Here is a 13,347-nt window from a genome sequence, read left to right as displayed (position 1 = left end):
GACCGTTTTCGAGTCGTAAACTTTTCTTTCCCTATATGTTCAGTTAAAATAGAAAAAGATTAGCTTATTTAGAGTGATTATCAATGAATGGAATATGGCTTGATAAGGATTTCGATCATTGATTCACTTTTCATGGAGAGGAAGAATTTTATGTTATTAGGGTCACACGTAAGCATGAGTGGGAAAAAAATGCTATTAGGGGCAGCAGAAGAAGCTGCAAGTTACGGTGCTTCAACCTTTATGATTTATACTGGAGCACCGCAAAATACTAGACGTAAAGCAATTGAAGACATGAATATCGAAGCGGGGAAAGCGTATATGAAGGAACATGGATTATCTGATATAGTGGTTCATGCACCTTATATTATTAATTTGGGAAATACGATTAAACCGGAGATGTTTCCTTTTGCGGTTCAATTTTTAAGAGAAGAGATCGTCCGAGCGGAGGCTTTAGGAGCAACACAGATCACTTTGCATCCAGGTGCCCATGTCGGTGCAGGTGCCGCAGCTGGTATCGCCAAAATCATTGAAGGATTGAATGAAGTTTTGACGAAAGAACAGACTGCACAAATTGCTTTAGAGACAATGGCTGGTAAAGGGACGGAAGTCGGTCGGACATTTGAAGAATTAGCGCAGATCATTGATGGCGTGACTTTGAATGAAAAACTGTCTGTGACATTTGATACTTGTCATACGAACGATGCAGGCTATGACGTGTGTCATGATTTTTCAGGTGTAATGACAGAATTTGATAAAGTAATCGGCTTGGATCGATTGAAAGTGTTACACATCAATGACTCGAAGAATCCTCAAGGGTCACATAAGGATCGTCATGCTAATATTGGTTTCGGGACGATCGGTTTTGATGCACTGAAAGAAATCGTACATGAACCGATGTTTTCAGATATTGCCAAAATCTTAGAAACCCCTTATGTAGGGAAAGAGAAAAAAACGGCCTATGCACCATATGGAAAAGAAATTGCTATGTTAAAAGAAAAACACTTTGATCCAGAAGCTTTCCCAGAATTATTAGCAGCAGTGAATGAATAAACAAATGAAACCTTAAAGTTTTGATTGTAGGATTTGTGCAAAACCTACTGATATTAGTAGAAAAAAACGTGATTTATCTCTTCACGAAGACATTTCAACAAATGGACATCAAAGCTGTTGAATGTAGTTATACGAATTAAAATAAGCCGAAGAATTTCCCTGAGTAACTATTTCGGGATTCTTTGGCTTATTTTTTAAAGTTGGACACTTAAGGAACAACTTTTTTATCATCTAATCTTTTTATTAGTTATTTTCTTGGACGGTTAGTTGTTGCAAACGTTCTGCGTATCTTTTGTTCCCTTTATACAAGTCGACGATCGTCCAACACAATAAGGCTAAGACAGCAAAGATAATCAAGTAGGCCACATTGTCTGCCCACATCAATTCATTGGTAGTTGCTTGATCACCAAAGAAACTTTCGATTTGTCCAGGCAACCCTCGTAAATTCAAGAATGTCAGACTGATTACGGAGATCCAGCCTAAAGATTTAACGAATAGATTATTTTTAAATTGTTTCCCCATCTCTACTTCACTATTTGTCATCATCAATAATGGAATCATTGAAAAAGGAAGCGCAAATGCAAGGAATACTTGAGATTCGTTCATCAAATGATTCAAAGCAGTATGTTCTTCGATCGTTCCTTTCGTGCTGGTAAAGAGGACACAGAGTAAAACAGGGATGACAGACAAGAGACGTGTGACCAAACGACGTAACCAAATCGGCATACGCATGTGGATAAAGCCTTCCATGATCACTTGTCCTGTCAGTGTTCCAGTAATCGTAGAATTTTGTCCAGAAGCTAAAAGGGCAACAGCAAATAATGTAGATAAAATGCCAGATTTTGCTACAGTGGTCAATACATCATTGCTCATAACAGAAGGATTAGACAATGCTTCGTAAAGCCCAAAAAATGATGGGTCTTGCACAGAACCATTTTTAAATACTGCAACGCCCATGATCAAAAGTAAAGCATTGACTAAAAAAGCCATAGTCAATTGAATATTAGAATCCCAAGTTGTAAAACGAACAGCTCGAGCGATATCGGTTGGGTCTTTCCGATCGATTTCTCTCGTTTGTGAGACTGCAGAATGGAGATACAAATTATGAGGCATGACAGTTGCGCCAATGATTCCTAATGCACCTGTCAATGGTGTCTCACCACCAATCATCGGTGAATCAGCAAACGTTTTGCTATTAGGAACAAAGCCAGCAAATAAATGTTTCCAGTCGGGATTTGACAAAGCCACTTGGTAGACAAAAACGAATAAAATGACAAAGATCAAACAAACGACGATCGCTTCAATTTTACGAAAGCCAATCTTAGTTAACATCAATAAAACAAAAACATCAAAAACAGTAATAAATACAGCAATTACTAATGGAATATCAAAAAGTAAATAAAGGGCAATGGCAGCCCCAATTACTTCTGCAATATCGGTTGCCATGATTGCCAATTCAGTTAACACCCACAAAATCACACCAAGTGTTTTACTTGTACGGGCTCGGATGGCTTGGGCTAAATCCATTTGACTAACGATGCCTAGTTTTGCTGCCATATATTGCAAAAGCATAGCGACTAAGCTGGATAAAAGAATGACTGACATCAGTAAATATTGAAAGTTTTGACCTCCTGTAATAGAAGTCGACCAGTTTCCTGGGTCCATATAACCTACCGCAACGAGTGCGCCAGGACCTGAATAAGCTAATAATGTTTTAAAAAAACTTTTCCCTTTAGGAACTTTGACTGTCCCGTTCACTTCAGCTAAAGATAAGCCGTTGGTGTGTTCAATCAATTTTTGTTTATGGAATTGATTACTCAAAAAAATCACCTCTCATTTTCTTCACGACACCATTCTACACCTGCATCAAAAAAATTGAAAGCAATTTATTCGGTTTGCCTAAAAAAAATATATGGTTAAGCTTCTTTTTGGCGAAGTTATAGGAAAGCAGTAAAATAAACTTTTTAGCCAAAACTAAAGAAAACGCCTTTCTTTTTTGGGAAAACTTTAGTAAAATAAGTCATTGAGAGCAATTCGGAAATAGAAAGGAGAGATTTATATGGTAAAAACAGGAATAGTCGTACTTATCGCAGTTATTGCTTTATTAATCGGCGCAATCGGTGGATTCTTTTTTGCGCGTAAATATATGAAAGATTATTTAGAAAAAAATCCTCCCGTTAATGAGGACATGTTACGATCAATGATGATGTCAATGGGGCAAAAACCATCTGAAAAGAAAATTCGTCAGATGATGCAACAAATGAAAAACCAAGGGAAAAAATAAGGTTTTCATTGGACAAATCATAGCGGGCTGATTGATTTCAGCTCGCTTTTTTTGTTAGATGAATTTATGGAAGCGATTAAAAACAAGGTTGTGTAGTTAGTGAGAAAAATGAGTGACACTGACTAAATTTTCAAGAGAAAAAGAGGTTGATGGGAGTTAAAAAGGAGGAAAAATATGTCTATTTTTAGGAAGTTGGGTTGGTTTTTTAAACAAGAAAAGAAGCACTATGTGATCGGCGTTTTTTCTTTATTATGTGTTGCCTTGGTTCAGTTAGTTCCGCCTAAAGTAATCGGGATCATCATCGATGAGATTGCAGATAAGAATCTCTCCATGCGATTTATCGTCTTTTGGATCGCTGTATTAATCGGATCTGCCATTTTACAGTATCTCTTTCGTTTCATTTGGCGGGTGAATATTTGGGGAAGTGCAGCGAGGTTAGAGAAGGAATTACGTCAGCGTTTGTTTATCCATTTCACTCGTATGGATAGTATGTTTTACCAAAAATATCGTACAGGTGACTTAATGGCACATGCGACCAATGATTTAAATGCGATTCAAAATGTGGCAGGAGCAGGCATCTTGACATTTGCTGATTCGGTCATTACTGGGGGAACCACAATCATTGCCATGATCCTTTTCATTGACTGGCGCTTGACTTTACTTGCTTTGATCCCTTTGCCGCTATTAGCTGTTACTTCAAGGATATTAGGATCAAAACTACATGATGCTTTTCGAGAATCACAAGAAGCTTTTTCCAGTATCAACGACAAAACGCAAGAAAGTATTACTGGGATTAAAGTAATCAAAACTTTTGGGCAAGAGCAGGAAGATCTGGCAGATTTTCAAGAAAAAATCGAACAGGCAATCACCAAGAATAAACGTGTCAACTTTTTAGATGCTTTGTTTGATCCGTTTATCACGCTGATCATTGGGTTATCTTATGTTTTAACGATCATCTTGGGTGGTAAATATGTGCTAGATGGCACGATCACGATTGGACAAATGGTTTCCTTCATCAGTTACATTGGAATGTTGGTTTGGCCGATGTTTGCTATTGGTCGGTTGTTCAATGTTCTGGAAAGAGGAAATGCTTCTTATGACCGAGTGAATGAACTCTTACATGAGAAGACCCATATCGTCGAACAACTTGGTGCAGTGAAGACACCCGCAAAAGGAGAATTAAATGTAGAGATCGCGCAATTCCATTATCCCAAAGAAGAATTACCCGCCTTGGAACAAATCAAGTTTGCAATTAAAGAAGGGGATACATTAGGAATTGTTGGTAAAACTGGTGCTGGAAAAACCACGATCATGAAGTTGCTGATGCGTGAATATGATGACTATCAAGGACAAATCAAATTTGGTGGTCGTTCGATCAAAGAATATTCCTTAGATGCTCTTTTACATTCTATTGGCTATGTACCACAAGATCATTTTTTGTTTTCAATGACGATTCGTGAGAATATCCGTTTTTCTGATCCTAAGTTATCTAACGAAGAAGTGGAAGCTGCTGCGTCGTTAGCATCAATCAACCAAGAGATCAAAGAATTACCGAAGGGGTATGAAACATTAGTTGGTGAGCGGGGTGTTTCCTTATCTGGTGGACAAAAACAGCGGATCTCGATTGCCAGAGCATTGATCCAAAATCCAGAGTTATTAATCCTTGACGATGCGTTGTCGGCAGTGGATGCTAAAACAGAAGAAAGAATTTTGCGGAATTTAAAAGAAATTCGTCAAAGTAAAACCACGATCATTGCCGCTCATCGACTAAGCAGTGTGATGCATGCTGATGAAATCATCGTCATTGACAAAGGACAGATCATTGAACGTGGCCGTCACGCCGAGCTATTGGCTTTAGGTGGTTGGTACAAACAAATGTGGGAAAAACAACAGTTAGAAGCCAAAATTGAAAGGGGAGAAAATGATGGAAGATAACTATCAATCCGAATGGTCAAAATCCATTCCATTGCGAGAGCAAAAGCAAATCATTAAACGCTTGTTGCATTTTGCTAAACCCTTTAAAGCGACTTTCATCATTGCCATCCTGTTTGCTTTGGGATTGTCAGTAATCAATGTCCTATTACCTCGAATCATTCAAACCTTTATGGATGAATATTTAGCCAAACAATCTGCTACGACACAAGTGATTTTATTTTTTGCAGGCTTGTATTTATTTGGGGTCATCGTCAAAAGTATCATCTGGTTTTTCCAATGGTATTTGTATTCCAATGCTTCGCTTAAAACCTATCAATATATCCGTATAAAATTATTTGAAAAATTGCATACATTGGGAATGAGATATTTTGACCAGACACCAGCCGGCTCGACTGTCTCAAGAGTCACGAATGACACCGAAACGCTTTTTGAATTTTGGTATGTTTTTCTGATGGTATTGACAGGCATTTTCGCAGTAGTTTCCTCCTTTATTGCAATGTTTCAAATCAACGGACGCATTGCTTTATGGCTGTTGCTTTTTTTACCTGTTCTAGGAGTCGTGATCTGGTATTATCAAAAATTTAGTTCTCGGATTTATCGTAATATGCGAGAAAAGTTAAGTCAGTTGAATACTAAATTAAATGAATCCATTTCAGGGATGCGGATCATCCAGCAATTCCGGCAGGAAAAACGGTTAGCAAACGAATTTGAAGCGGTCAATACGGATTATCTCAATACACGATACGCTATGATCAAAACCAATTCGCTGTTATTGAGCCCGATTATCAGCTTTTTATATGCATTAGCCATTGCTTGGGTACTGACGCTTTTTGGTTTAGATGCCTTAAAATCACCAGTGGAAGTTGGACTGATCTATGCTTTCACCACATATGTCCAAGGGTTCTTCAATCCGATGTCTCAAATGATGGATTTCTTAAGTATATTCACTGACGGGATCGTCGCTGGTAGCAGAATCTTAAAAATCATGGACACAGAAGAATACGCACCACAGCAACATGAAGGAGCAAACAAAACCATCACTGAAGGGAAAATCGAATTTCGTAATGTCAGCTTTTCCTATGATGGAAAAAATAAAGTGCTGAACAACATTTCTTTTGTTGCCAATCCTGGTGAAACTGTCGCATTAGTCGGTCATACTGGCAGTGGGAAAAGTTCGATCATCAATGTATTGATGCGTTTTTATGAATTTTATGAAGGGCAGATTTTAATTGACGGGTGTGATATTCGGGAATATCCGATTGCTGAACTTCGTAAAAAAATGGGGTTAGTTCTCCAAGATGCTTTTCTATTCTATGGGGATATTGCAGGAAATATACGTATGATGGACCCAGCGATCACAGATGAACAGATACGTGCAGCGGCTGAATTTGTCCAAGCCGATCGCTTTATTAATGAATTACCAAATGGGTATCATTCAAAAGTGATTGAGCGAGGCGCAAGTTATTCTAGTGGACAACGACAATTGATCACATTCGCACGAACCATTGTTACTGATCCTAAAATCTTGGTTTTAGATGAAGCAACTGCCAATATTGATACCGAGACAGAAGGGTTGATCCAAGAAGGATTAGCAAAGATGCGTCAAGGAAGAACCACTATTGCGATTGCGCACCGCTTGTCAACAATCAAAGATGCAGAACTCATTCTTGTCTTGGATAAAGGAAAAATCGTTGAACAAGGAACCCACCAGGAGTTGCTAGTAAAAGAAGGACTGTATGCTGATATGTATAAACTTCAAAGTGAATAGTTGTTCCAAATAGAAGTAATCAGACAGAGAAAAAGAGGAAATCATCTTCTTTTTCTCTGTTTTTTTAATAAAGACAATTTTATTGAGTATCAGAAGTAGAGTACCTTGAACAATAGCGTTTGAAATAAACAAACAGATATAAAATAACTATTTAGTGATCATTTCTTAGCGGAGACATTTTATCGTCTGTCAGAACTTAATGAAAAACAAAAAGCAGTTTTGGTAGACTTAATGGCCGACAAGATTGATGATCCAAAAGTATCCGTAGAAGAGCTCAAAAAAGTAGTGGCTGCCAAAATGGAACAACTCTCATCAATTGAATCAAAACAAAGAAACAAAGAGAGTGAGGGGGGGAGCAAGTTTTAGTCAGGCAAGAGAACGTGGACTAATAGGCGCTACTGAGCCTAGTCCAACTGCTAACAACTACGAAAAACAACATGAAATTTAAGCAAATAAAACCTAAAAAATATCCATGTTGTCATGGTAAATTTTTTAGGTTTTTCTTTTTGGACACGACTAACTTAACAAGCTAGATGGTGAAAAGAGAAAATGCATAAGAAGCTGAAAAGTGTGAGATAATTTATTCCTTAATTGCAGGAGGCTCTTCCATAATAGAGGAGCTGATTGGGCGATCGTCTACTTTTTGTCCGATTTTGATTAAATGGTTGAGGTTTTTTTGATATTCCTCTGCAAAGATACAGCTGTATAGTACGTCTAGTAAGTAACAAATTGAAGTATTGATCGTAAAATTACTGATTTTGGAATACAATCGTTCTCTGGTAGTGATACGAAGGATTGCTGAGCTGAAAGTAGAAAGAGTGGAATCACCAATACTCGTCAATGTTAAAATCGGCACATTGATTTCTTGCAAAATCTTGGCTGTTCGTAACATCATTTTATTTTCGCCGGTATAAGAAATTAAGATGGCACAAGTATCAGGCGTACAGTTGTAGGCTTCGTAGTAGGATTCGCCTGAAGTCGTCACGATCGTTACGTCTCGTTTGATTCGCTTCATTTTCAACATAAAAGCCTGCGAGATCAAAGTATTCGAATTACTAGAAAAAAGGACGATTTTTTTTGCTTTCAATAAAAGCTGTTTTGCTCGTTGTAAGTCATCGTGGTGAAGCAATGAGAGTGTATCTTCAATCGTCATTCGTTCCAGTGTAGCGACTTTGTTCGCAATAGACATGATTCCATCGTTTTCTAGAAAGGGGAGGTTGGCATCAACTTCTTGAAAATTTCCTTCCAAATACTCGTTTTCCGCCAAAAAAGCTTCCTTAAAGTGGACCCAACCGTTGAACCCAGCCTTTTTGGCAATCCGAATCAACGTAGAAGGATGGACATAACATGCCTTCGCAATTTGTTGAATTGTTGCTTCTTTGAGTTGATGTTCATGGCTTTGAATAAAATGGATCACTTCTGTTTCTGCGGGAGAAAAAGCAATTTTTTTTAGTTTTTCTTTTAATAGCATGACGATCCTCTTTTACATGTTTTTAATTTTTTGTGTAAAAATATTGTAAGCGCTATTTATTGATTCGTCAATCGTTCGTTGTTCTTATACAAGATTTTTACAAAATAATCGGCTATATAATGAATTTTTGTAAATGGAAATGCAAAAGAATAAAGTTAACTTGTTGTTTTCGTTTACAAAAAACATAATATAGTTGTAAAAACAAAAAAGGAGAAAGCTCATGGAACGAAAAGTGAAGATTGCAACAATTGGTGGCGGAAGTAGCTATACCCCTGAATTGATGGAAGGGTTTATTAAACGATATGAAGAATTACCGATTAAAGAAATCTGGTTAGTGGATGTAGCAGAGGGTCAAGAAAAACTAAGAATCGTCAGTGAAATGTCTCAACGAATGTGGGATGCTTCGCCTTATGATGTTAAGATCTATGCGACGTTGGATCGAGAAGAAGCACTGCGGGATGCTGATTTTGTAACAACTCAGTTTCGGGTAGGTCAATTAGATGCCAGAGTGAAAGATGAACGAATCCCTGCATATTATGGCATGCTTGGACAAGAAACCAATGGAGCTGGTGGGATGTTCAAAGCGTTTCGTACCATTCCGGTCATTCTTTCAATCGTAGAAGATATGAAAAGACTATGTCCCGATGCTTGGCTGATCAATTTTGCCAATCCTAGTGGAATGGTTACAGAAGCTGTCGTTCGCTACGGGAAATGGGAAAAGGTAATTGGGCTTTGTAATGTACCAGTTATGGCAATGATGACAGAGCCAGAAATGCTGGGAGAAACCAAAGAAAACTTGATTTATAAATTTGCTGGACTCAATCACTTTCATTGGCATAAAGTAGCAGATTCACATGGAAACGATCGAACGAATGAGCTAATCGACCGACTTTATGCTGAAAATAATGGCTTACCAAAAAATATATTCGATGTGCCGTTTTTCAAGGAACAATTACAACAAATGCAAATGATTCCTTGTGGCTACCATCGCTATTATTATCGTGAAGAAGAAATGTTGAACCATGCTTTAGAAGAATATCAAACAATTGGTACAAGAGCAGAACAAGTTAAAAAAACGGAAGCAGAATTATTTGAGTTGTATCAGGACCCAGAACTAGACCATAAACCAGAACAGTTACAACAACGTGGGGGTGCTTATTATTCAGATGCTGCCTGTGAAACGATCGCTTCGATCTATGCCAATAAAGAAACCCAAATCGTTGTTTCAACAAAAAATGACGGCGCTGTTCCTGATCTGCCTGCTGATTGTGTCGTGGAGGTCACAGCGTATGTCGGGGCACAAGGGGCACGCAACGTTGCTTTCGGTTCTTTGCCACCAGCTGAACGTGGCTGGCTTCAAGTCATGAAAAATATGGAATTATTGACGATCGAAGCGGCAGTGACGGGTAATTATGGCACAGCGCTTCAAGCATTTACGATCAATCCCTTAGTACGGTCGGGTGAAACAGCGAAACGGATCATGGATGAATTGTTTGTTGCTCACGAAGCGTATTTACCACAATTTAAGGAAACGATCCACCGCTTAAAAGAAGAGGGGATCGAAGTACAAGATGAAATAGCAAACAACCTGACAAAAACTTATCAAAAACAATAATGGAGGAAGTAGGATGGCATTTAGGAAAGACTTTTTATGGGGTGGCGCAACGGCTGCCAATCAATGTGAAGGAGGCTACGCTGAAGGTGGACGTGGTTTAGCTAATGTTGATGTTGTTCCGATTGGTAAAGATCGTTTTTCAGTGATCACTGGGAAACAAAAAATGTTTGACTTTGATGAGGAACATTTTTATCCAGCAAAAACAGCCATTGATATGTACCATCGTTACAAAGAGGATATTGCACTTTTTGCGGAAATGGGATTTAAAACTTATCGCTTATCCATTGGGTGGAGTCGTATTTTTCCAAAAGGTGATGAAAAGGAACCAAATGAAGAAGGGTTGAAGTTCTATGAAGATGTCTTTAAAGAATGTCAAAAATATGGAATCGAACCGTTAGTGACGATCACTCATTTTGATTGTCCGATGCATTTAGTCAAAGAATATGGTGCTTGGCGTTCTCGAAAGTTGATAGAGTTTTATGAAAGACTTTGCCATGTCATTTTTAATCGTTACAAAGGACTAGTGAAATACTGGTTGACCTTCAACGAAATCAATATGATTTTACATGCTCCATTTATGGGCGCTGGATTGTATTTTGAAGAAGGGGACGATGTGGAACAAATCAAATACCAGGCAGCCCATCATGAACTAGTTGCTAGTGCAATCGCTACAAAGATCGCTCATGAAGTGGATCCAGAAAATAAAGTTGGCTGTATGTTAGCAGCTGGCGCAAATTATCCTTACACTTGTAAACCTGAAGATGTCTGGGCGTCAAGAAAGGCGGACCGGGAAAACTATTTCTTTATTGATGTCCAGTCAAGGGGAAGTTATCCCGCCTATGCCTTAAAAGAAATGGCACGTAATGGAATCAAAATCGAGATGGAACCAACTGACTTAGAAATATTAAAAGAACATACCGTTGATTTTATTTCATTCTCCTATTACTCTTCCCGGGTAGCTACTACTGATCCAAAAGTATTAGAGCAAACGGCCGGTAATATTTTTGAATCGGCTAAAAATCCTTATCTTTCAGCCAGTGAATGGGGCTGGCAAATTGATCCATTGGGGTTACGTATCACGATGAATGATCTTTATGATCGTTACCAAAAGCCATTGTTCATCGTCGAAAATGGATTAGGTGCGATTGATACACCAGATGAAAATGGCTATGTAGAAGACGACTATCGGATCGATTATTTAGCACAACATATCCAAGCAATGAAAGATGCGGTTGAGCTCGATGGTGTGGATCTCCTGGGCTACACGACTTGGGGCTGTATCGATCTTGTCTCTGCTGGGACTGGCGAAATGAAGAAACGCTATGGGTTCATCTACGTTGACCGTGACAACGAAGGAAATGGGACATTGGAACGCTCGAAGAAAAAATCGTTCAACTGGTATAAAAAAGTCATTGCAACAAATGGAGAAGATTTAAGTAACGAATAGTGAATTAAATAAAAGTCTATTGTTTTTAAACTAATTTTTCGAGTATAATAAATCTATTCGAGGAAAGAGTAAGCAGAACAATAGACTTTTTTTTCTATAGGCTGTAAAGTAAGCTTACTTGATTTTTATAATGGAGGAATGTACATATGTATGATGTTATCGTGATTGGTGCTGGACCTGCTGGAATGACTGCTGCGTTATATGCGTCACGTTCAAATCTTTCAGTTGCTATGATTGAACAAGGCGCACCGGGTGGACAAATGAATAACACCGCTGAAGTTGAAAATTACCCTGGATTTGATTCCATCATGGGACCTGACCTTGCATATAAAATGTATGAAGGTGTCACTAAATTTGGAACAGAAAATGTCTATGGAATTGTGCAAGACATCAAAGATCATGGAAATTACAAAGAAGTGATCTGTGAAGATCAATCTTATGAAGCCAAAACAGTGATTATCGCAACGGGTTGTATCCATCGTAAGTTAGGTGTTCCTGGAGAAGAAGAATACGCTGGCCGAGGTGTTTCCTATTGTGCCGTATGTGACGGTGCTTTTTTCCGAAACAAACGCTTAGTCGTGATCGGCGGTGGCGATTCTGCGGTAGAAGAAGCCATCTACCTAACGCAATTTGCTTCTGAAGTCGTGATTGTTCATCGAAGAGACGAATTACGTGCGCAAAAAATCATCCAAGATCGCGCATTCGCTAACGAAAAGATTTCATTTGTCTGGGACACTGTCACAGATGAAATCGTTGGTAATGACATGGTGGTCACTGGGGTTAAAGCGCATAATGTGAAAACGAATGAAACCATTGATTTAGCAGCAGATGGCGTGTTTATTTACGTAGGATTAGATCCGTTGACTGAACCATTTAAAAAAGCTGGTTTAACTAATGCAGCTGGTTGGATTCCAACAGATCAAGACATGCGTACGACTATGCCTGGTGTGTTCGCTATTGGGGATGTTCGTGAAAAAGATTTACGACAAATCACGACAGCAGTCGGTGATGGAGGCATTGCTGGTCAACAAGTTTATAAATATTTAGAAGCATTAGAAGAAACAACACAAGCGTAAAGTGATCAAAAGAGATGAAGAGCTTCTTGAATACTATTCATTTTTATACTACTAAAGAGAGAGTGGGACAATAGTTCTTTCTCAAAAAGAAAATAAGTTCGATTTTGATGTTTATTGTCAAAATCGAACTTATTTTTTCTGTTATGCGCACTTTCCTCTCCATAAGGCATATACGTAGAGGATGCAAAATTGGCTTGAATAGTGCAAAACTAAATCCAAATTTAAAGATCCATTTTTGTTTAGATGGGTTAAATATGAGTGAGGTTTTATCTAAAGACAATTGCAACGGCAAAAAGAAAACATCAACTGAGCTTCGCTACGTTTATCGCAATAGGAAGGAATTGAGCAAGAAAGTTATTTTTATGAAAGGAGGACAGAGGGTAAAAGCACCTTGGGAACAGGAACCAGAAGTTTGGCAAACATATCAGCCGAAGAGTTGGAATAATCTTGGAACTTTGCAAAAGAAAGAAGAGCAAACAAATAAAAAAAGAAAATTATTTGATATTCTAAAAAATAAAAAAACTCAACCAGATAATCGTAACGGTTCAGTGCAATTTCAGAAACAAGAAAAATCTTGTTTGATATTGTAAGAACAGTAGGAATAATCTTGATCTTGGTGAAAGAAAAGAAGAACCCATCTGCGCTTATTTTTCCTTCTGACTTTTCTATCTAAAAAGAGAATGCTATACTGAAAGAGGTAG

The 13,347-nt window shown here is 38.2% G+C and carries 11 protein-coding genes; 9 read left to right on the top strand and 2 right to left on the bottom strand.

What is annotated here, in order from left to right:
• Positions 1-150: 150 nt before the first annotated feature.
• The gene (locus IGJ32_RS09130; RefSeq protein ID WP_081128037.1) at positions 151-1,050 is read left to right on the top strand and encodes a deoxyribonuclease IV; all 900 of its coding nucleotides are present in this window, start codon (positions 151-153) and stop codon (positions 1,048-1,050) included.
• A 243-nt stretch (positions 1,051-1,293) separates the two neighbouring features.
• On the opposite strand, the gene IGJ32_RS09125 is transcribed toward IGJ32_RS09130, so the two are convergent.
• Positions 1,294-2,871: an Nramp family divalent metal transporter gene (locus IGJ32_RS09125; protein ID WP_010718543.1), complete on the bottom strand. Its 1,578-nt coding sequence runs from the start codon at positions 2,869-2,871 to the stop codon at positions 1,294-1,296.
• 238 nt (positions 2,872-3,109) lie between these two features.
• On the opposite strand from IGJ32_RS09125, the gene IGJ32_RS09120 reads away from it, so the two are divergent.
• The 4 genes from IGJ32_RS09120 (at position 3,110) to IGJ32_RS09105 (ending at position 7,403) form a co-directional block, all read left to right on the top strand.
• Positions 3,110-3,334, top strand: a complete 225-nt coding sequence (locus tag IGJ32_RS09120; protein ID WP_010718542.1) for a YneF family protein — start codon at positions 3,110-3,112, stop codon at positions 3,332-3,334.
• A 174-nt stretch (positions 3,335-3,508) separates the two neighbouring features.
• A complete protein-coding gene (locus IGJ32_RS09115) occupies positions 3,509-5,269 on the top strand; it encodes an ABC transporter ATP-binding protein (RefSeq protein ID WP_342081843.1) in 1,761 nt (586 codons plus the stop codon).
• Positions 5,259-7,037: an ABC transporter ATP-binding protein gene (locus tag IGJ32_RS09110; protein ID WP_342081842.1), complete on the top strand. Its 1,779-nt coding sequence runs from the start codon at positions 5,259-5,261 to the stop codon at positions 7,035-7,037. The genes IGJ32_RS09115 and IGJ32_RS09110 overlap by 11 nt, the downstream gene beginning before the upstream one ends.
• 231 nt (positions 7,038-7,268) lie before the next feature.
• A complete protein-coding gene (locus IGJ32_RS09105) occupies positions 7,269-7,403 on the top strand; it encodes a hypothetical protein (protein ID WP_265096494.1) in 135 nt (44 codons plus the stop codon).
• Positions 7,404-7,617: 214 nt separating this feature from the next.
• Here IGJ32_RS09105 and IGJ32_RS09100 read toward each other — a convergent pair whose 3' ends face one another.
• Complete coding sequence (locus tag IGJ32_RS09100) at positions 7,618-8,508, bottom strand: MurR/RpiR family transcriptional regulator (RefSeq protein ID WP_342081841.1); 891 nt, start codon at positions 8,506-8,508, stop codon at positions 7,618-7,620.
• A gap of 220 nt (positions 8,509-8,728) precedes the next feature.
• On the opposite strand from IGJ32_RS09100, the gene IGJ32_RS09095 reads away from it, so the two are divergent.
• The 4 genes from IGJ32_RS09095 (at position 8,729) to IGJ32_RS09080 (ending at position 13,236) form a co-directional block, all read left to right on the top strand.
• Positions 8,729-10,123 carry a 6-phospho-beta-glucosidase gene (locus IGJ32_RS09095; RefSeq protein ID WP_010718538.1) on the top strand — a complete coding sequence of 465 codons (1,395 nt, stop codon included), beginning with the start codon at positions 8,729-8,731 and terminating at the stop codon, positions 10,121-10,123.
• A 13-nt stretch (positions 10,124-10,136) separates the two neighbouring features.
• Complete coding sequence (locus tag IGJ32_RS09090) at positions 10,137-11,570, top strand: 6-phospho-beta-glucosidase (RefSeq protein ID WP_081128034.1); 1,434 nt, start codon at positions 10,137-10,139, stop codon at positions 11,568-11,570.
• Positions 11,571-11,716: 146 nt separating this feature from the next.
• Positions 11,717-12,646 (top strand): thioredoxin-disulfide reductase, encoded by a 930-nt coding sequence (trxB, locus tag IGJ32_RS09085; RefSeq protein ID WP_081128033.1) that lies wholly within the window; start codon positions 11,717-11,719, stop codon positions 12,644-12,646.
• Positions 12,647-12,840: 194 nt separating this feature from the next.
• Positions 12,841-13,236 (top strand): hypothetical protein, encoded by a 396-nt coding sequence (locus tag IGJ32_RS09080; protein ID WP_342081840.1) that lies wholly within the window; start codon positions 12,841-12,843, stop codon positions 13,234-13,236.
• Positions 13,237-13,347 lie beyond the last annotated feature (111 nt).

It is taken from the genome of Enterococcus sp. DIV1639a, assembly GCF_050530445.1.
Taxonomy (GTDB): domain Bacteria; phylum Bacillota; class Bacilli; order Lactobacillales; family Enterococcaceae; genus Enterococcus_B; species Enterococcus_B hirae.
This window is presented reverse-complemented; position numbering and strand designations above follow the sequence as displayed.

Coding starts and splice junctions, on each gene's coding strand:
- trxB (WP_081128033.1), top strand. CDS start 11,717: ATGTATGATGTTATCGTGATTGGTGCTGGACCTGCTGGAATGACTGCT.
- IGJ32_RS09115 (WP_342081843.1), top strand. CDS start 3,509: ATGTCTATTTTTAGGAAGTTGGGTTGGTTTTTTAAACAAGAAAAGAAG.
- IGJ32_RS09130 (WP_081128037.1), top strand. CDS start 151: ATGTTATTAGGGTCACACGTAAGCATGAGTGGGAAAAAAATGCTATTA.
- IGJ32_RS09120 (WP_010718542.1), top strand. CDS start 3,110: ATGGTAAAAACAGGAATAGTCGTACTTATCGCAGTTATTGCTTTATTA.
- IGJ32_RS09100 (WP_342081841.1), bottom strand. CDS start 8,508: ATGCTATTAAAAGAAAAACTAAAAAAAATTGCTTTTTCTCCCGCAGAA.
- IGJ32_RS09095 (WP_010718538.1), top strand. CDS start 8,729: ATGGAACGAAAAGTGAAGATTGCAACAATTGGTGGCGGAAGTAGCTAT.
- IGJ32_RS09105 (WP_265096494.1), top strand. CDS start 7,269: ATGGCCGACAAGATTGATGATCCAAAAGTATCCGTAGAAGAGCTCAAA.
- IGJ32_RS09110 (WP_342081842.1), top strand. CDS start 5,259: ATGGAAGATAACTATCAATCCGAATGGTCAAAATCCATTCCATTGCGA.
- IGJ32_RS09090 (WP_081128034.1), top strand. CDS start 10,137: ATGGCATTTAGGAAAGACTTTTTATGGGGTGGCGCAACGGCTGCCAAT.